Below are 18,826 nucleotides of genomic sequence, written 5' to 3' on the forward strand. Positions count from 1 at the left end.
ATATTCAATATGGCTATCCTGTGCAAAAAGAATACCATAAATCGCTGGTTAACATTTCTTAGCATTAATCGTCCCAATCATCCTCATCTTCACCCAAAGCTTGTTTATATGCAGACTGCAATTCACCATAAGCGTGCCTGTTTCTCATGCGTTGTGCTACATCCATGCCTTTTTCATAAATCCGGAGAGCCTGCTCTGTTTCCCTCTGTCCTTCCAGAAATTTCGCAAAATGATAATAAGTACCTACATAGTCCTCATGTTGCGTTATCAAATCAAGAAAACCTTCCCTTGTTTTATCTGTATCCCCCATTTTTCTGTATTCCATAGTCAATGCATATTTCAAAAACGGATCGTTTGGGCTATCTTTTAAAAATTGCAACAGTTCTTCAATTCTATTCATGCTTCTGTAATTGTGCTGACTGCAAAAGTACTAAGAAATTAGTATCATTTTGAGGGAATAGGCGTGTACAGGGTAAATGCATCATAAATTGTTTTTTAATGGGTTTGTGTTGAGAGAAAACGGAGGATTCTATTAGACAGTTTTTTATGTTGCCCAGATCCCGAAGGCTTTCGCTTTGGCGTCAAGAGTAAGTGTACCTGCATCATTATCCTCTCCCCAGCCCTCTCCCTCGTCAGAGCCGAGGCACAGCAAAGGAGAGGGAGAGTATAGTTTGCTACCTGATCGACAACCATATTTTTAATTTGCTACACAAAAATTACTATGCTTGCATAGAAAATGACATTTACTTGACGCTCCATAGCGTATTATCGCTGCGTATAGCTTGGATTTACTTCAAAAAAACAATAGGTTTGTGAGAGACAGATAGACATAACAAACGTATAGGGAACATACAGCACAAGTACCCCTATACACATTTATCACCTTTATAAAAACGATGTATTATGATGAAAATATTAGTTTGTATCAGTCAGGTGCCAGACACCACATCCAAAATAACCTTCACGGACAACAACACAGCTTTTAACACGGCTGGCATACAGTTTATCATCAATCCTTACGATGAGATTGCCTTATCAAAAGCCGTAGAACTGGCAGAAGGCGGCCAGGGCAATGTTACCGTTATTCACGTAGGGGAAGCTGCTTCCGATGCAACGATCCGTAAGGCATTGGCGATCGGTGCGTATGAGGCTGTCCGTGTGGACGCTGTTCCACGTGATGCTTGGTTTGTTGCCAACCAGATTGCGAACTACGCGAAAGAACAGTCCTTTGACCTCATCTTGACAGGCCGTGAGTCTATTGATTATAATGGAGTGCAGGTTGGCAGTTATATAGCTGAACTACTAGGGATCCCATCAATAGCTATCGCAAAGAAAATTGAAATAAACGGCACTGAAGCCACCATCGACCGTGAAATAGAAGGGGGCAAAGAAGTACTAAGCGTATCCTTACCTATCGTCATAGGAGCTGCAGAGGGCGTAGCTGAGCCTAAAATCCCAAACATGCGAGGCATTATGGGAGCTAGAAGCAAACCGCTCCAAGTTATCTCTCCTATAGATGTTCCTGTCCTCTCGACAATTAAGCAATACGAATCGCCTGCACCTCGTGGTGCTGTAAAGTTGATAGAGCCAGACAATGTTGCTCAATTAGTCGAACTGTTGCATAGTGAAGCCAAAGTTATTTAATCCCTAAAAAGAATCTTATGTCAATTTTAGTATATATCGAAAACATAGAAGGAGCATTTAAGAAATCAGCTTTTGAAGCCATTTCCTATGCCAAAGCCATTGGTGAGTTGACACAGCAGGAAGTTCAGGCACTTAGCATTGGTCAAGTTGATGAAACAGAGCTGAACAAAGTAGGCAAATATGGTGTAGGTAAAGTTATTCGTGTAAATACGGATAAGCTGAGCCAATTCCAGAATCAGGCTTATGCAGCTGTTATCGCCGATGTTGCAAGGCAAGTCGGAGCAACAAGCATTATCTTGAGCAACTCGTTCAGCGGAAAAGGCCTAGCTCCTCGCGTGGCTGCCAAACTGGAAGCTGCATTGATTGATGGGGCATTGGAACTTCCTACTATTTCCGGGAGCTCCTGGGAATTCAGGAAATCGGTCTTTTCCAGCAAGGCGATCGCTACGGTAGAAACCTCGGCAGCGACGAAAGTCATTACGCTGAACCCAAATACTTTTGAAGCCAAAGAGGCCGACACGCCTATTAGCGTGGAAGACTTCCAACCATCGGTACAGGATAAAGATTTCTCTATCATCATTAAAGACATAGTACGTGCGACAGATAAAGTAGCACTACCCGAAGCCAGCATCGTAGTGTCTGCCGGCCGGGGCATGAAAGGCCCAGAAAACTGGGGCATGATCGAAGAGCTTGCCGAAATATTGGGTGCTGCTACGGCTTGCTCGAAACCAGTTTCGGATGCCGGATGGCGCCCACACGCAGAGCACGTAGGGCAAACAGGCTTAGCCGTTAGCCCAAATCTTTATATAGCTATTGGTATTTCAGGGGCTATCCAACACCTTGCAGGCGTTAGTTCTTCAAAAACGATTGTGGTGATTAATAAAGATCCAGAAGCACCATTTTTCAAGGTGGCCGATTATGGTATCGTGGGTGATGCTTTCGATGTCGTTCCAAGGCTTATCGAGGCTTTAAAACTAAAGAAGGGATAGCTTTCCTGTAGAGGTACACGATCTTACATCTCTACAGAAAAAGACAAACAAGCGGCCAGACGAGCAAAATTTCGTCTGGCCATTTTTATTTTATTTCGAATATTTACATCTTTGTAGAACCGTGGGGATAAATGATGAAGAAAATCAAATTAGATATCGTAGGGCTATCGTATAGTCAAACACAGTCCGGAGCCTATGCTTTGGTGTTGGGTGAAGTGAGTGGAAACCGCCGGCTTCCCATCATCATCGGGGGGTTCGAAGCGCAAGCGATCGCTGTGCAAATAGAGAACATGCACCCCAGCAGGCCTTTGACCCACGATCTCTTTAAAACATTTTCTGATCATTTTGATATTCGTTTGGATGAGGTACTCATCTATAATCTGATAGATGGAATCTTCTTTGCTAAAATATTCTGCTCTGATGGCAAAAAAAACATAGAGATAGATTCCAGAACATCCGATGCCGTAGCTTTGGCCGTCCGCTTCGGCACACCCATCTATACATACGATTTCATTATGGATGCAGCCGGTATTATCATAGAGAGCAATGATTTTGCCTTCTTAGAGAATATGGACAACATCCCACCAAAGGAAAACACACTTCATAAAGAACCTGTAGTTCCAAAAAAGGATAAGCCACAGTCGCCCTATTCTAACTTCTCGGATGAGCAATTAGAAACTAATCTTAAAAAAGCCATAGAGGCCGAACAATATGAAACTGCAGCCAAAATCAGGGACGAAATAGAGCGCAGAAAATCTTAATCTTACTATTTAAGCATTTAATATATGTCTATAAAATTGCGATTAACCGTCATGAGCTTCTTCCAGTTTTTCGTATGGGGAGCCTGGTTAATTACGATCGCCAACTATTGGTTTGGCACCAAACAATGGGATGGCACTCAATTTGGAGCCATCTTTGCCACCATGGGTATCGCTGCTCTTTTCATGCCCACGCTGATGGGTATTATTGCCGACAGATGGGTAAATGCCGAGAAGCTTTATGGCATACTACACTTGCTCTATGCCGGTACTTTATTTTATCTACCACAGGTTAACGACCCACAGCAGTTTTTCTACGTCATGCTGTTAGCTATGTGTTTCTACATGCCGACTCTAGCTCTCTCCAACTCAATTTCCTATACGGCTCTAACCGAAGGAAAATATGATTTGGTAAAGGCTTTCCCCCCCATCCGGGTATGGGGAACCATCGGTTTCATTGCTGCTATGTGGTTAGTTAATTTATCCGGCAACAAGGCTACAGCACACCAGTTTCATATCGCAGGGGCTGCAGCTTTAGCACTCAGTCTTTTCTCCTTAACTTTACCTAAATGTCCCCCTAAAAACATAGGTGGCGAAAAGAAAACACTAGTACAATCCTTTGGGCTGGAAGCTTTTAAGTTATTTACCAACTATAAGATGGCATCGTTTTTCATCTTTTCCATGTTCTTGGGGGCAGCTTTGCAATTAACCAATGCTTACGGCGATGTATTCTTGGACGAATTCAAATTCTATCCCAAATATGTCAATCTCATCGTTATCAAGTATTCGACCATTATCATGTCGATATCACAGATTTCTGAGACACTATTCATTTTAGCAATACCATTTTTTCTGAAGCGATTTGGCATCAAAAACGTGATGTTAATCGCAATGTTTGCATGGGTGCTACGTTTTGGGTTGTTCGCCTATGGCGATCCAGATTCCGGTCTCTGGATGATTGTTCTTTCCTGTATTGTGTATGGGATGGCTTTCGATTTTTTCAACATCTCGGGTTCATTGTTTGTTGAAAGTTCCACCAGTCCTCAGATACGAAGCTCCGCACAGGGATTATTCATGATGATGACCAATGGATTTGGCGCTGTACTAGGGAGCTTGGTATCTGGTTGGGTAATCGATTATTACTTTACTCTCAGATTCACGGATGCCAATGGACTTGCTAACTATCTACAAACAGACACAACGAATGAGTTATTAGGAAAATTCATTCACGAGCGTGGGTCAAGTATACTACCGGATGGGTTATTAAGTGCTGAAATCCTCCTCAAAGATTGGCATCATATCTGGTTAGCCTTTGCAGCTTATACTTTAGTCATTGCTATTTTATTTGCTGTACTTTTCCGACATAAGCACGAAAAAACAGTTTCATAAGACTTTGTAAAAAGACAGCTTTTGGCTGTCTTTTTCATTTTTTGTATCTTTGTCTGTTAATATGGAAAAAACAAACATCATTAACATCTCATCTAAAGAAACTTCAAGCTTAATTTACAACTGGACATTTGAACATATAGAGGCCGTCGGTCTTTCCGACCGAATCACACATATCCTGACCTCTGTTTGCTTATTAATCGCTGCATTTACAGTTCTTTTCATTATTAACTATATCGTTCTGAGCATCTTCAAATCCACTTTTATACGGATCATTAAACGCACGAAGAGCAAATGGGATGATTATCTCCTAGAAAATAAGGGGCTGGACTGTTTAAGTCTTCTAATCATGACCATCCTGGCACAACAAATGTTACCGCCCATTTTTATTGGTTTCCCAAGCCTGATGAACGGTCTGGGAAAATTTTTGGACATTCTGGTCATTTTTGCTGTGTACAAGCTTATCAACGCATTACTAAAAACGGTAAGGGACATTCTGCGTAATACCAAAGCCTTTATTGACAAACCTCTAGATAGTTACCTGCAAGTCATACAGATTTTCTTGTTCTTCATTATCGGCACGCTTATATTTTCGATATTAACCGGAAATTCTCCCTGGTCGTTCTTGGTGTCGTTAGGTGCCGCTTCCGCTATCTTGATGTTAGTCTTCAAGGATACGATATTGGGGTTTGTAGCGAGCATTCAGGTTTCGGCAAATGACTCTGTACGTGTCGGTGATTGGATTGAAATGCCCAAGTATGGAGTCGATGGCGATGTGCTACAGATCAACTTGAACAATGTGAAGGTACAAAATTTTGACAAGACAGTTGTGACTATCCCAACCTACACCTTGTTGAGTGATTCATTCAAAAACTATCGCGGCATGCAAGATTCTGGGGGCCGTCGTATCAAGCGTTCCATCAATATCAAGATTTCCTCTATTCGATACCTTAGTAACGAAGAAATCGCGGAATTAAAGAAAATTCAATTGCTTGCGCCTTATATTGATAAACGTCAAGAGGAGATAGAAGAATACAATGCGCTAAACAAGGCCGACAGAAGCACACTCGTCAATGGACGAAACATGACTAACGTAGGTTTGTTTCGTGCGTATATCGTTGCGTACGCTAAACACCATCCAGACATCCATAAGAACATGACACTGATGGTACGCCAACTCTCACCAACCGAACATGGACTTCCTTTAGAATTATATATGTTCACCAACGGCACGGCTTGGGCATTTTTCGAGGACACCATGTCAGACATCTTTGACCACCTCTTTGCCGCAATCAAATATTTCGATTTGGAAGTATTTGAATTGCCGGCTTCGGATGATCTGCGCGACGCATTAAAGCCTATATTGACGGAGATTTCGAAATCATTAAAAAGTGAACAAGTAAAGTAAATTGTAAACTTTTGTAAAACAAATTGACACAAGTCTTTACAATCCGAAAACTTCTTTATATCTTTGCGGACTTAAAAATTAATTTTACACAAATTAAAAACAAAAACAGGTAAATGCCTACTATTCAACAATTAGTTAGAAAAGGTAGAGTAGCTCTGGAGGAAAAGAGTAAGTCTCCAGCGTTGGACTCATGTCCACAGCGAAGAGGTGTGTGTACACGTGTATACACTACTACCCCTAAAAAACCAAACTCAGCAATGCGTAAAGTAGCTCGTGTACGTTTAACAAACGGTAAAGAGGTGAATGCCTACATCCCTGGTGAAGGTCACAACTTGCAAGAGCACTCTATCGTGTTAATCCGTGGTGGTCGTGTAAAAGACTTACCAGGTGTTCGTTACCACATCATTCGTGGTGCATTGGATACTTCCGGTGTTGCCGGCCGTAACCAACGTCGTTCTAAATATGGAACTAAGCGTCCTAAACCAGGACAAGCTGCAGCTCCAGCAAAAGGTAAAAAATAATTAAACGGAGGAAAAGAAAATGAGAAAGTCAAAACCAAAAAAGAGAATCATTTTACCTGATCCAAAGTTTAACGACGTTCAGGTAACACGTTTTGTAAATAACATGATGTACGATGGTAAAAAATCCATCGCTTATTCCATCTTTTACAATGCAGTAGAATTAGTAGAGCAAAGAACACAGGAAAACGGTTTAGAGACTTGGAAAAAAGCTTTGAACAATGTAATGCCTGCGGTAGAGGTTAAATCTCGTCGTGTAGGTGGAGCAAACTTCCAAGTACCTATGGAGGTGCGTCCTGAGCGTAAAATCGCTTTAGGTATGAAATGGTTAATCTCTTACTCTCGCAAACGTGGTGAAAAAACCATGCACGAGAAATTAGCAGGAGAAATCATCTCAGCTTCCAAAGGTGAAGGTGCTGCTGTTAAGAAGAAAGAAGATACGCACAAAATGGCGGAAGCTAACAAAGCGTTCTCACACTTCAGATTCTAATATCAATGAGATTGATTACACGGATATAAGGGATTACACAGATTAAGTATTGAACAATACATCTGTGTAATCCTTTTTTAAATCCATGTAATCTCATACAAAAAACAAAATGGCAAAAGATTTAAAATTAGTTAGAAATATTGGTATCGCTGCACACATCGATGCTGGTAAAACAACAACAACAGAACGTATTCTTTTCTACTCTGGCGTAAACCACAAATTAGGAGAGACGCACGAAGGTTCAGCTACAACAGACTGGATGGCTCAGGAGCAAGAGCGTGGTATCACGATTACTTCTGCTGCTGTAACCGTATTCTGGAACTACCGTGGCAGCAAATACCAAGTAAACGTTATCGATACTCCTGGTCACGTGGATTTTACCGTAGAGGTAAACCGCTCCCTTCGTGTATTGGACGGATTGGTATTCTTGTTCTCGGCGGTTGATGGTGTTGAGCCTCAATCAGAAACAAACTGGCGTTTAGCTGACGGATACAAAGTCCCTCGTATTGGTTTCGTCAACAAAATGGACCGTTCAGGTGCTGACTTCCTAAAAGTTGTTGGGCAGGTAAAATCAATGTTAGGCTCTAACGCTGTAGCATTGCAATTACCTATCGGTGCTGAAGATGGTTTTGAAGGTGTAGTTGACTTGATCAACAACCGTGGTATGGTTTGGAATGAAGCTGATAAAGGGATGACCTTTACAGAAGTTCCAATTCCAGCAGACATGTTGGACGAGGTAGCTGAATATCGTGAGAAATTATTGGAAGCAGTGGCATCTTATGATGAGTCTTTGATGGAGAAATTCTTCGAAGATCCGGATTCTTTAACTGAACGTGAAATCCTTGATGCTTTACGTGCAGCTGTATTGGATAACGCTATCGTTCCTATGGTATGTGGTTCATCTTTCAAAAACAAAGGTGTACAGACCATGCTTGACCTGGTAATGGAATTATTGCCTTCACCATTGGATATTGAAGCGGTTAAAGGTACAAACCCGAACACAGGCGAAGAAATCGAGCGTAAACCATCTGAAGCTGAGCCTTTCGCAGCGTTAGGTTTCAAAATTGCAACTGACCCGTTTGTAGGTCGTTTGTGTTTCGTTCGTGCTTATTCAGGTGTATTAGAGGCTGGTTCTTATGTATTGAACACACGTTCAGGAAACAAAGAGCGTATCTCTCGTATCTTCCAGATGCATGCTAACAAGCAAAATCCTATCGAGCGTATTGGTGCTGGTGATATCGGTGCGGTTGTTGGTTTCAAAGACATCAAAACTGGTGATACCCTTTGTGATGAAAAACATCCTATCGTTTTGGAATCTATGGTATTCCCTGAGCCGGTTATCGGTTTGGCGATTGAGCCTAAAACACAAGCTGACGTTGATAAATTGGGCATGGGTCTAAGCAAATTGGCTGAGGAAGACCCTACATTTGTTGTTAAAACAGACGAAGATACTGGTCAGACTGTAATCTCAGGTATGGGTGAGCTTCACTTAGATATCTTGATCGACCGTCTAAAACGTGAATTCAAGGTTGAGGTTAACCAAGGTGCTCCTCAGGTAGCATACAAAGAGTCTATCAACGGTACTACTGAGCACCGTGAGGTTTACAAAAAACAATCAGGTGGTCGTGGTAAATTCGCGGATATCAAAGTTGTGGTATCTCCTGCTGATGAAGATTTTGATACTACCAAATCTCCGCTTCAATTCGTAAATGAAATTGTGGGTGGTGCTATTCCTAAAGAATACATCCCTTCAGTACAGAAAGGATTTGAGGTTTCCATGAACAATGGTGTATTGGCTGGTTACCCACTATCAGGTATGAAAGTTCGTTTGATTGATGGTTCATTCCACGCAGTCGATTCAGACTCTCTGTCTTTCGAATTGGCAGCTAAAATGGCTTACCGTAATGCATTGCCTAAATGTTCTCCTGTGTTGATGGAGCCTATCATGAAAGTGGAGGTATTGACACCAGAAGAAAACATGGGTGATGTTATGGGTGACTTGAACCGTCGTCGTGGTCAAATGCAAGGTTTGGACACACGTAATGGTGCGCAAGTAATCAAAGCTATCGTTCCTCTTTCTGAGATGTTCGGTTACGTGACTCAATTGCGTACGATTACTTCAGGACGTGCAACTTCTACTATGGAGTTTGACCACTATGCTGAAGCTCCTCGTAACGTAGCTGATGAAGTAGTAGCAAAATCTAAAGGTAAGATCAAAGCTATCGAAGATTAATTGAATAAATGAGTATTGGGTATAGAGTACAGCGTATTGAGACCTATGATGTCACTATTCACGCTTATCTCACTACGCAATACTCATAACTTGTCCCGTTTTCGGGATCTCAATACTAAAAAAACAAACCGACCGTTGGTTGCGAATAGCTCTAATCAATGGTCATACTTAAACAAATAAAAATGAGCCAAAGAATCAGAATCAAATTGAAATCTTACGATTACAATTTAGTAGACAAATCTGCTGAGAAAATCGTAAAAACGGTAAAACCTACAGGTGCAGTTGTTAGTGGTCCTATTCCATTGCCTACTGAGAAAAAAATCTATACGGTTTTGCGTTCTCCACACGTTAACAAAAAAGCACGTGAGCAATTTCAATTGTGTGCTTACAAAAGATTGTTGGATATCTATTCATCAAACTCTAAAACTGTTGATGCATTGATGAAACTTGAATTGCCTTCAGGCGTTGAAGTAGAAATTAAAGTGTGATAGATTTCAATTCAAAAAAAATAGGCTGACCAAATGGTCAGCCTATTTTTTTGATCGTATTATTGCTTAGAATTGGAAACCAACCCCAAAAGACAATACACGGTTTGAATAGTTACTATTGCTATTATCACTTGGCGATAGATTAGTTAAACCAAGTCCATATCCTGCATTGATAAGGAATCCGTTGGAAAGCTTATAACCTGCCATAAAATTCAAACCAAAGTCTAATGGTTTTTGGTGTTTATCATCACCAGTAAAGTCAATATCATACTCACCTTCTGTACCAAGATCACCTAAATTACCTTTTGTTTTAGTTTTCCCACTAAGTGAATAACCGACATACGGACCTGCACCTAAAAATACTGATCCACTGTACCCAGTTGGAATATAATAAACCGCATTAACAGGAATCTCCAACGCCATTACATTTGTTGTGCTGGTACCATCCAAATTATTTCCATCATAACTCAACTTATTACCTTTACCTTGTAAGGAAACTCCCGGTTGGATGGAAAAGTTATTCGCTACGGGTAGATCAGCAAATCCAGTAATATAGAATGATGGATTCATTTTCTGGTAATCTTTAGCAAGATCGGAAGGATTACTGTATTTACCTAAGTTAACTCCCGCTTTCAATCCCCAAGACGTTTGTGCTTGTGCTCCTGCAGCTAATAACAATGCTGCTCCTAATGAAAGTAAAATCTTTTTCATATCTAATTCAATTTTGTTTTACACCGGTACACTTACAATATCCAGACCAAAAATTAAATTCAAAGCTTCACACAGCATATACAACTATATATCAGCAACTTATTTTTATGCTTTCTGTTTTTTAATTTTTACTTTTTAATTTTATTGTAAATATCAAAAGTAAATTTTATTTTTGCATTCCCTCAAATGGGAAAGGGTCGGATGGCCGAGTGGCTAGGCAGAGGTCTGCAAAACCTCCTACAGCGGTTCGAATCCGCTTCCGACCTCGTTTTATTGACAATAAAAAGTATTAAACAAATGGGAGTTACACGTTTAAAAAGAAAAGATAGAAGAAATAAAACTACTTCACGCGTTGAGGTTCAGTTTTTGAAGTTAGGCCGTAACCTTGAATTAGGTTCAAAAAGCAGAATGCCTAAAAACAGTCAAATCACTAAGAACAATGAAATTTTAGACAAATTAGCTGCTGAAGCTAAATAAGTCTGAACAATCATAAAAGGAAAGGCTATCTCGAATGAGATAGCCTTTCTTTGCTATTATAAATTTTGTATTTTCTCAACCAACTCAGCCACCCTATCTTTGCAGGTCTGCATAGTAGGCTCGTTCATACCTTGCAAATCATCTGACTCATATCTCATTTGACTCCTAACGGTAATCTTTGCCGAGCTATGTATTGATTTTGCTCCGGTATGATTTAATAGGTCAATAATATTCTCTTCATTCACTCCTGCTCCAGGCATTATCTCGATACGACCGCTTGCCTGGAGAACTAGTGCTTTCAATAAGTCCTTACCCTCAACTGCTGTATTCCGAAGTCCAGACGTCAATACACGATCAAACCCCAGTTCAATAACATCTTCCAAAGCCTGTTTCGGATCTTTACATCGATCAAAAGCACGGTGGAAGACTACAGTCATAGGTTCCGCCAGCTCCTGCAACTGTTTACAGCGTTCTTTGTCTACAGAACCATCTGGCTTTAACACACCTATAACAACGCCATCACAACCGACCTCCTTACAAAACAGAATATCTCTCTTCATCTCTTCGAATTCTTCTTCATTATAGACGAAATCACCACCTCGTGGACGAATTAACACATGTATACCAATAGAAAGCAATTCGCGCGTACGCTTAATCTGTCCAAACGAAGGTGTTGTACCTCCATTTTCTAGGTTCTGACAAAGCTCTACTCTACTCGCTCCACCCAATTGCGCCTGCAAAGCTGAATAGGACGAATTGGAGCAAATCTCCAGTTTATATCCGTTTATTTCTTTTTCGTTTAATCCCATACTTCAAATTTGTGAAATTTTTATGAGTTTATACAGCTTTATAACATAAAGACTTCCGAAGTTTTAGAAACTTCGGAAGTCTAAATTCTTAAAAATGACAAGCCTCTTATTGATTGATGGTATTCAGCGCCAAAGGTAAAGTATAACTGACTCGCACAGGTCGTCCATTTTGTATTCCTGCATGCCAACTCGGTGCTTTTTTCAACAGGCGAATGGCTTCTTCTCCTGTACCAAAGCCAATATCCCGAAGCACTTTAAAACTTGACAGACTTCCGTCCGGTTCCACTACGAAAGAAACTTGTACTGTTCCTTTGACACCTTGTTCCAAGGCTGATGCCGGATAATTATAATTCTTGGCCACCCATTTCACAAATTCAGCCATTCCATCTTTGGGCTTTGGCATCACTTCCACGGCTGTAAAGAGTTCACCAACTGTCGCGCCCTGCCCCTCTACGTCATTTAAACGTCCTGTAATAGCTCCGTCCTGCTTCGCTGGACCAAACTCACCTTTCACAACAGAAGAACCTCCACCGACCTTACGAAGCGTTAGTCTGGCAGACATTTTATCTTTCAGATCATCTTGGCTTGCGACATCTTCGGCAACACGATGGGCATCCACCACTTTTGGTTCTACATGGCGAATCAAATCAATGGACGGAAGGTCTTGGGCAATCTTCTGAACAGGGGCTTGTTCCGCAGGCAATGGCTCTTCTTCTTTCTCGGGTACTTTTTCGACCAATTCATCTATCGTAATAGGGTCGGATAAGGATACCGTTGTCGTATTCTTTTCCACGGTAGGCATCTTATCGTAAGTGAGCTTCGCTCCAACGAGTAAAACCACAGCAAGCATAACCAACAATAGCGCCTTGTTGGTTGCTTGTGTTGACAACCTACGCAGTTCATACGCACCGTAAGCTTGGTTACGAGTTGCAAAGATGACATTCAGCCATTCTTTTTCATAAATATCGAGTTTGTTCCACATAACATTAAAATTTGGGGGTTATCACTTTTTAATGTATGATGTGAAACGAAAAGAAATTCCATAAATATAGTGGCCAGGAATCGGTGGCCCGTTTAAAGGATCTGTTCTAGCATTATACGTGCATCCGAGCTAAAGGAGCAATATCTTGCGCTACAAACTCACCTTTTAGATACTTATGGTAGCCAGCGATAGCTATCATCGCAGCATTATCCGTACAATATTCAAATTTGGGAATAAACACATTCCAGTTATGCTTTTCACCTAACTCCAACAATCCTTGACGCAAACCGGAATTAGCGGATACTCCGCCAGCAATGGCTACATCCTTCACGCCAGACTGCTTAACAGCCTTCTTCACTTTATTAAGTAAAATTGACACAATCCGGCTTTGCACAGACGCACAGACATCAGCCATATTTTCCTGTAAGAAGTTCGGATTTTCAGCTTCTTTTCCCTGTACCATATACAGAATAGCAGTTTTTAATCCTGAGAAACTAAAATTCAATCCAGGAATCTGTGGTTCGGGCAACCTAAAAGCTTCAGGGTTGCCTTCCTGGGCATACTTATCTATCAATGGCCCGCCTGGATAAGGCAGATTCAATATCTTTGCTGTCTTATCAAATGCTTCACCTGCGGCATCATCCAAAGTCTGTCCTAGCAGTTCCATCTCGAAATAATCCTTGACCAATACAATCTGCGTATGGCCTCCGGATACAGTCAGGCATAAGAATGGAAATGCAGGTTTTGGACTTTCAATAAAATGCGCTAGAATATGTGCCTGCATATGGTTTACTTCAATCAATGGGAGTTGACGAGCCAAAGCAAAGGATTTGGCGAAGGAAGTTCCGACCAAAAGTGAGCCTAAAAGACCTGGACCTCGTGTAAAAGCTACTGCATCTATTTCTTTTTTGCTTATTTTTGCTTCTTGGATGGCTTGATCCACTGTAGGAATAACATTTTGCTGATGGGCACGGGAGGCCAACTCGGGTACAACGCCGCCATATTTTGCGTGAACGGCCTGTCCCGCTATAATATTTGACTTGATTTCGCCGTCTATACAGATAGATGCTGAAGTTTCGTCACAGGATGATTCAATACCGAGGATAACTGCCATGGTGATAGATTTTAAATAGAGCACAAAAATATCAAAAAAATACTAAAAATAACGCTTTATACCCTGCTCGGCATTCTCCTGCTGACCGCAGCTGCTATTTTTGCTCTACGCTATCCTACTGTCCAGACCTATGTCAGCAAAAAAGTTGCCAGCTATCTTAGCCAAGAATTACAGACAAAAATCGAAGTTGAAAAGGTCTATTTCAAACCATTTTCTTCTTTGGAGATACATAACATTTTGATAGAAGACCGAACAGGAAACCGAATTCTATCTGTCAAAAATGCCGAAGCACGACTATCTTTGGTCAAACTTTTCCAACAAGAAATAGTCATCAGGCGACTTCGGCTGGAAGAAGCTTATGTAGATTATCACATCTACAAAGACAGCAACAACTTTAGTTTTTTGATTGATTATTTCAGTTCACCAAAAACCGATGATGATGCCCCATCCTCTTCCATGAACTTGGATCTACAGCAGGTCGAACTGTTTAACAACACGGTCAAGGTAGTTAACCACACAGTCAAACATCATCATCAAGGTATTGATTTCGGGGATCTAGAAATATCCGAACTGAGCGGTTCACTTTCGGATATTCACTATGATAAGGAACATGTTTCCGCGAAAGTAGAAGAGTTGACATTGAAAGAAAAATCAGGTTTTTTCCTACAAGAGTTATCGGCTCTATCTTATGTTTCCAATACTAAAATGGAATTCGACCGATTAAAGCTCAAGACCAATCAATCCAATCTACAGGATTATCTCCTATTTGAATATCAGTCTTTTGCCGATTTTTCAGACTTTATAAAAAAAGTGCATATTCAGGGCACATTGATCAATAGTTACGTAGACTCCAAGGATATCGAATATTTCGCTCCATCTATGCAACAGGTACAGTTCACAACGAACATCGATCAAGCTACGGTCTCTGGAACAGTTGAACATATCAAGGCACAAGACGTACAGCTACGAACAGGAAAGCAAACCAAGCTGAGCGGCAATTTTACTATTGATGGACTTCCTATAATTGAACGCACCCAATTCGAGATGGAATTAGAGGAGTTGACTTCCTCTGCACAAGATCTGGAAAGATTGGTCCCTCCATTAGCAAATATGCAATCCTTCGATCTGCCGGAAATGACACATCGATTTGGACAGCTTACTTACCAAGGTAAACTCTCCGGGCTTTATCATGACTTCAAAATCAATGGAACTGCCAAAACGGACTTAGGCATCATTCGCACACAAACAGCTATTAACCTTCGTCCAATCCTTCAATATACTGGGCATATTCAAAGTGAAGGGTTTAACCTCGGAAACCTCATACAGGCCAATATCCTTGGCACAAGTGGTTTTACCGTAGAATTTGACGGTGAGGGAACTAAAAAGGAGAATCTGCATCTCACCGCAGATGGAGCGCTTCAACAAATCTTCATTAAGGGCCATACGTATGATCATATAAATTTTAACAGCAGCTTTATCAACCAGATTTTAGCTGCCGAAGGAAAAGTACAAGATCCGTACGCCAGCTTAAATTTTAAAGGTGAAGTCAATCTATTTGAGGACGTTCCTATATATACTTTTCAGAGTGCGGTGCAACATCTCAATTTAAAACGCACACACCTTTTTGAGAGAGATAGTATCCTGATCAAAAATTCTGACCTACAAGCAGTGTTAAGCGGCAACACGCTCAATTCTTTAAACGGAGAAGTCTTATCCGACCATATCGAATTTACTTCGACACGAGGCGAGTTTTCAATAAGTTACCTGGATTTCTCTTCAACAGGTGACGAGAAATCAAAACAAATGATTCTAAAGTCCGATGTGGCAGACTTGGAACTCAACGGTGAAATAGATCTGAACAGCATTGCACCGTACTTCCGCTCATTAGCCATGCGTTATGCACCTGCCATTAACATTGAGGCAAAACCATACAATCCCCAGAATTTTGACCTAAAAGTCAATATTAAAGCTTTTGAACCTGTATCAGCTCTCTTCGACCCAAATCTGAAATTAGAAGATGGTGCTCGTCTGGACGCACAGTTTTCTACAGATAACTACACCGCAAATTTTAAGGCATTCAGCCCGATGGTTTCCTATAAAGGGATGAAGCTGAAGAATCTAAATATTACCGAAAGTGCGGATGGCAGAGCCTTCGCTTTGCAAGTAGATGCAGATCGTTTTAGTCTGTCAGACTCAGCTTACATAGACAATATCCGGATTACGAATGAGCTGTCAAATGATAGCCTACATTTCAATATTGTACTTTCCGAAGAACAGCGCTCCAATTTCTTTGATTTACATGGCAATATACACTTTGCCTATAATCAGCCTGCTTATATTCGCTTTGAAAGGTCAAAAATTGTATTGAACGAAGAAGATTGGTCTGTCAACCAAGATGCTGACTTACGGGTTTCCAAAGGTAAGTTTTACTTGAATAACCTAATTTTGAGGCGTGATAATCAGCAGGTCAACATCGATGGTATTTTGTCCGATGAAAATGACCGTGTTGCCGTTGCGTTCAAGGATTTCAGTCTGGCTTCCTTTTCCGGTATTACCCGACCTTTAGGAATACAGCTACAAGGACAGATGAATGGAAATGTGAAAATTCATTCTGTATTTAATTCCCCAAGCCTGTCCGCACATATCCAGACCTCACCCATTATCTACAACCATCTTCCTATCGGAACACTGACCATTGATGCGGATTTTGAACCAAACAGTGGACTCATGCAGCTGCATTCGCAACTTTTGAATGTACAGGGCAATGGATTTGAATTGGCCGGTACGTATGATGTTAAATCGACCACTAATGCTTTGCAGTTACAAGGCAAGGTAAAAGATAGCGACCTGTTCTTGATCCAACCCTTTCTCAAAACGTTGGTGTCCGATTTGGATGGAAAAATCAGTGGAGATGCCCTTATCACCGGTACGATCCTAAATCCAACCATTTCAGGAACGGCAACTGTCAAACAGGCTAACTTTAAGGTCAATTACCTACAAACAGCTTATCAGCTCAACAATCAGCCCATTTTAATTGATAAGAATCGGTTTCATTTAGCAAATTTCAAATTTCAAGATAATAGAAACGCTGTTGCAACAGCACAGGGTCATCTCGATCTGAACAAGCTCAGCGACCCGACGCTGGACATCATGGTCACGGCCGACAACTTTCATGTGTTGAATACGCAACGCAAGGATAATGAACTGTTTTTCGGGACTGCATTTGCCTCAGGCTCTTTCAAGTTCCAAGGCCCGACTTCTTCCATCTATATGGATATTCGTGCACAGTCCAATGCTAACACTGTTATCACTATCCCGTTCAACACATCGCTCAAAATCAGCGACAACGATTTTATATATTTCGTTAGCAAGGATTCATCTTCCAATGAAGAGGCTAAGCAGCGCAATCTGTTCAGCGGGTTGACTATGAACATGGATCTGTCCGTTACGCCAGATGCCGAAATCAATCTTGAAAACAACATTGGCTCGCTGAAAGCTACTGGGACAGGCGCTATCTCCTTACGGATTTCGAGTTTAGGGGATTTTGAAATGTTTGGTGATTATAACGTTGTCTCAGGGAAGTTCCATTTTACAGCGCAAGATTTTTTCAATAAATATTTTGATATTCGGGAAGGAGGAACCATCCGTTGGACAGGAAACCCTTCCGAGGCGACAATTAATGTTAGCGCATTGTATCAGCAGCGGACTTCCATTGCACCACTCTACAATGCGGCGGGTCGAGCTGAGAATCATGAACGGATATTGGCACAGGCAGATATGAACCTGAGAGGTACGCTTTCCCAACCCGAAGTTTCCTTCGACTTGAACTTTCCACAAAATCCGTATATCAAAGATGAACTGCAAGCTTTTTTCAGCGATGCCAATAATGTCAACCAACAGGCAATTAGCCTTATCGTACGAAGGAGCTTTACGCCTGCATCTACACAGGAATTTGGACGGGAAGTGAACAACACATTGCTTTCTGCCGGAACGGAAATAGCTTTCAACCAACTGAACAGCATTATATCCCAGTCGTTGAACGTTAACTTCTTCGACCTAAACATCCGCTCTTTCAACGATGCTTCTGCTTCTCTGCGCTTCTTTAATGATCGTCTGGTGTTTACAGGCGGTGTAACGGATAACCGAAACCGGCAAATAAATGACCTAACATTGTTTACAGACAAGGTTGTTACCGATGCGGAGATGACTTTCAAATTGCGTCAGGATGGTAATCTGGTGCTTCGTGCGTACAACCGCTTGAACGCACGGAATTTCCTTTTCACACCGAATAGTGATTATATTAACGCTGTTGGTTTGGTGTATCGACAGGAATTCAATTCTCTATCAGAATTTTGGCGCAAGATGTGGGTATGGAAAGAGCGCCGCAAGCCCGAGGAACAGAAAACTACTACCGCTGCTGCTCAGGATTCGACATCTAATTAATGCTTTAATAACATCCGTAGCAAGGATTCCCATTCTTCCTGCAGACTACTTTTGCATTCCGGTTGTTTCGCCCGGTTATACCAATAGCGTGCATTCCACAAATCACCCTCTACGCGATGCAAGTAAGCATGCACATGTGCGGATGTTGCATCTTCCAGATGGTCAATGAGGTCATGCGCCTGTTTCCACTCTCCTTTTGCATTATACCATAATGCTTTTAGGTGAACGGAAAGCCCTTCCGGAGGTTGGGGCTGCCCTAATGTTTCTTTAAATTCTTCGAATGTCATATTTAAAGATAAGGATTTTATTCAATGCTAATCATCTACTTTTTTAAGCTTAAACCTATAAGGTTTTTAAAAACCTTATAGGTTTGGCT

Annotated in this window: 17 protein-coding genes and 1 tRNA gene; 12 read left to right on the forward strand and 6 right to left on the reverse strand. The window is 41.3% G+C overall.

Annotated elements, in window-relative coordinates:
- Window positions 1–64: 64 nt before the first annotated feature.
- A complete protein-coding gene (locus BM375_RS14825) occupies window positions 65–400 on the reverse strand; it encodes a tetratricopeptide repeat protein (protein ID WP_093367196.1) in 336 nt (111 codons plus the stop codon).
- 506 nt (window positions 401–906) lie between these two features.
- On the opposite strand from BM375_RS14825, the gene BM375_RS14830 reads away from it, so the two are divergent.
- From BM375_RS14830 to rpsJ, 9 genes are all read left to right on the forward strand, one after another.
- Window positions 907–1,644, forward strand: a complete 738-nt coding sequence (locus BM375_RS14830; RefSeq protein WP_093367255.1) for an electron transfer flavoprotein subunit beta/FixA family protein — start codon at window positions 907–909, stop codon at window positions 1,642–1,644.
- A 17-nt stretch (window positions 1,645–1,661) separates the two neighbouring features.
- Window positions 1,662–2,633 (forward strand): electron transfer flavoprotein subunit alpha/FixB family protein, encoded by a 972-nt coding sequence (locus tag BM375_RS14835; RefSeq protein WP_093367197.1) that lies wholly within the window; start codon window positions 1,662–1,664, stop codon window positions 2,631–2,633.
- Between the two features lie 134 nt (window positions 2,634–2,767).
- Entirely contained in the window at window positions 2,768–3,394 is a 627-nt protein-coding gene (locus BM375_RS14840; RefSeq protein WP_093367257.1) for a bifunctional nuclease family protein, read from the forward strand.
- 24 nt (window positions 3,395–3,418) lie between these two features.
- The gene (locus BM375_RS14845; RefSeq protein WP_093367199.1) at window positions 3,419–4,780 is read left to right on the forward strand and encodes a nucleoside permease; all 1,362 of its coding nucleotides are present in this window, start codon (window positions 3,419–3,421) and stop codon (window positions 4,778–4,780) included.
- 61 nt (window positions 4,781–4,841) lie between these two features.
- Window positions 4,842–6,185, forward strand: a complete 1,344-nt coding sequence (locus BM375_RS14850; RefSeq protein WP_093367200.1) for a mechanosensitive ion channel family protein — start codon at window positions 4,842–4,844, stop codon at window positions 6,183–6,185.
- A gap of 113 nt (window positions 6,186–6,298) precedes the next feature.
- Complete coding sequence (gene rpsL / locus BM375_RS14855; protein WP_093367202.1) at window positions 6,299–6,706, forward strand: 30S ribosomal protein S12; 408 nt, start codon at window positions 6,299–6,301, stop codon at window positions 6,704–6,706.
- 19 nt (window positions 6,707–6,725) lie between these two features.
- Window positions 6,726–7,193, forward strand: a complete 468-nt coding sequence (gene rpsG / locus BM375_RS14860) for a 30S ribosomal protein S7 (protein ID WP_093367203.1) — start codon at window positions 6,726–6,728, stop codon at window positions 7,191–7,193.
- A 109-nt stretch (window positions 7,194–7,302) separates the two neighbouring features.
- Window positions 7,303–9,426 carry an elongation factor G gene (gene fusA, locus BM375_RS14865; RefSeq protein ID WP_093367205.1) on the forward strand — a complete coding sequence of 708 codons (2,124 nt, stop codon included), beginning with the start codon at window positions 7,303–7,305 and terminating at the stop codon, window positions 9,424–9,426.
- 182 nt (window positions 9,427–9,608) lie between these two features.
- Window positions 9,609–9,914: a 30S ribosomal protein S10 gene (rpsJ, locus tag BM375_RS14870; RefSeq protein ID WP_002993539.1), complete on the forward strand. Its 306-nt coding sequence runs from the start codon at window positions 9,609–9,611 to the stop codon at window positions 9,912–9,914.
- 66 nt (window positions 9,915–9,980) lie between these two features.
- Here rpsJ and BM375_RS14875 read toward each other — a convergent pair whose 3' ends face one another.
- Window positions 9,981–10,625: a porin family protein gene (locus BM375_RS14875; protein ID WP_093367206.1), complete on the reverse strand. Its 645-nt coding sequence runs from the start codon at window positions 10,623–10,625 to the stop codon at window positions 9,981–9,983.
- A 195-nt stretch (window positions 10,626–10,820) separates the two neighbouring features.
- On the opposite strand from BM375_RS14875, the gene BM375_RS14880 reads away from it, so the two are divergent.
- Together BM375_RS14880 and BM375_RS14885 are read left to right on the forward strand one after the other, a co-directional pair.
- A tRNA-Cys gene (locus BM375_RS14880) sits at window positions 10,821–10,891 on the forward strand.
- Between the two features lie 31 nt (window positions 10,892–10,922).
- A complete protein-coding gene (locus tag BM375_RS14885; RefSeq protein WP_093367208.1) occupies window positions 10,923–11,102 on the forward strand; it encodes a spore protein in 180 nt (59 codons plus the stop codon).
- Window positions 11,103–11,158: 56 nt separating this feature from the next.
- On the opposite strand, the gene BM375_RS14890 is transcribed toward BM375_RS14885, so the two are convergent.
- The 3 genes from BM375_RS14890 to tsaD all read right to left on the reverse strand — a co-directional run bounded on the left by BM375_RS14890 (window position 11,159) and on the right by tsaD (window position 14,007).
- Window positions 11,159–11,911, reverse strand: a complete 753-nt coding sequence (locus BM375_RS14890; protein ID WP_093367209.1) for a copper homeostasis protein CutC — start codon at window positions 11,909–11,911, stop codon at window positions 11,159–11,161.
- Between the two features lie 106 nt (window positions 11,912–12,017).
- A complete protein-coding gene (locus BM375_RS14895; RefSeq protein ID WP_093367211.1) occupies window positions 12,018–12,893 on the reverse strand; it encodes an energy transducer TonB in 876 nt (291 codons plus the stop codon).
- A gap of 112 nt (window positions 12,894–13,005) precedes the next feature.
- Window positions 13,006–14,007 (reverse strand): tRNA (adenosine(37)-N6)-threonylcarbamoyltransferase complex transferase subunit TsaD, encoded by a 1,002-nt coding sequence (tsaD, locus tag BM375_RS14900; protein WP_093367212.1) that lies wholly within the window; start codon window positions 14,005–14,007, stop codon window positions 13,006–13,008.
- Between the two features lie 39 nt (window positions 14,008–14,046).
- Between tsaD and BM375_RS14905 the strand changes: the two genes are divergently transcribed.
- Entirely contained in the window at window positions 14,047–18,450 is a 4,404-nt protein-coding gene (locus BM375_RS14905; RefSeq protein WP_449618946.1) for a translocation/assembly module TamB domain-containing protein, read from the forward strand.
- Here the strand turns inward: BM375_RS14905 and BM375_RS14910 are convergent.
- Window positions 18,447–18,737 (reverse strand): hypothetical protein, encoded by a 291-nt coding sequence (locus BM375_RS14910; RefSeq protein ID WP_093367215.1) that lies wholly within the window; start codon window positions 18,735–18,737, stop codon window positions 18,447–18,449. The two genes, BM375_RS14905 and BM375_RS14910, sit on opposite strands and share 4 nt — an antisense overlap.
- Between the last annotated feature and the right edge of the window lie 89 nt (window positions 18,738–18,826).

Origin of the sequence: Sphingobacterium wenxiniae, assembly GCF_900116225.1 — a bacterium.
GTDB classification, from domain to species: Bacteria; Bacteroidota; Bacteroidia; order Sphingobacteriales; family Sphingobacteriaceae; genus Sphingobacterium; species Sphingobacterium wenxiniae.

Excerpts from the sequence above, each read along its gene's own strand:
- BM375_RS14825 (WP_093367196.1), bottom strand. The coding sequence starts at position 400 with ATGAATAGAATTGAAGAACTGTTGCAATTTTTAAAAGATAGCCCAAAC.
- BM375_RS14830 (WP_093367255.1), top strand. The coding sequence starts at position 907 with ATGAAAATATTAGTTTGTATCAGTCAGGTGCCAGACACCACATCCAAA.
- BM375_RS14835 (WP_093367197.1), top strand. The coding sequence starts at position 1,662 with ATGTCAATTTTAGTATATATCGAAAACATAGAAGGAGCATTTAAGAAA.
- BM375_RS14840 (WP_093367257.1), top strand. The coding sequence starts at position 2,768 with ATGAAGAAAATCAAATTAGATATCGTAGGGCTATCGTATAGTCAAACA.
- BM375_RS14845 (WP_093367199.1), top strand. The coding sequence starts at position 3,419 with ATGTCTATAAAATTGCGATTAACCGTCATGAGCTTCTTCCAGTTTTTC.
- BM375_RS14850 (WP_093367200.1), top strand. The coding sequence starts at position 4,842 with ATGGAAAAAACAAACATCATTAACATCTCATCTAAAGAAACTTCAAGC.
- rpsL (WP_093367202.1), top strand. The coding sequence starts at position 6,299 with ATGCCTACTATTCAACAATTAGTTAGAAAAGGTAGAGTAGCTCTGGAG.
- rpsG (WP_093367203.1), top strand. The coding sequence starts at position 6,726 with ATGAGAAAGTCAAAACCAAAAAAGAGAATCATTTTACCTGATCCAAAG.
- fusA (WP_093367205.1), top strand. The coding sequence starts at position 7,303 with ATGGCAAAAGATTTAAAATTAGTTAGAAATATTGGTATCGCTGCACAC.
- rpsJ (WP_002993539.1), top strand. The coding sequence starts at position 9,609 with ATGAGCCAAAGAATCAGAATCAAATTGAAATCTTACGATTACAATTTA.
- BM375_RS14875 (WP_093367206.1), bottom strand. The coding sequence starts at position 10,625 with ATGAAAAAGATTTTACTTTCATTAGGAGCAGCATTGTTATTAGCTGCA.
- BM375_RS14885 (WP_093367208.1), top strand. The coding sequence starts at position 10,923 with ATGGGAGTTACACGTTTAAAAAGAAAAGATAGAAGAAATAAAACTACT.
- BM375_RS14890 (WP_093367209.1), bottom strand. The coding sequence starts at position 11,911 with ATGGGATTAAACGAAAAAGAAATAAACGGATATAAACTGGAGATTTGC.
- BM375_RS14895 (WP_093367211.1), bottom strand. The coding sequence starts at position 12,893 with ATGTGGAACAAACTCGATATTTATGAAAAAGAATGGCTGAATGTCATC.
- tsaD (WP_093367212.1), bottom strand. The coding sequence starts at position 14,007 with ATGGCAGTTATCCTCGGTATTGAATCATCCTGTGACGAAACTTCAGCA.
- BM375_RS14910 (WP_093367215.1), bottom strand. The coding sequence starts at position 18,737 with ATGACATTCGAAGAATTTAAAGAAACATTAGGGCAGCCCCAACCTCCG.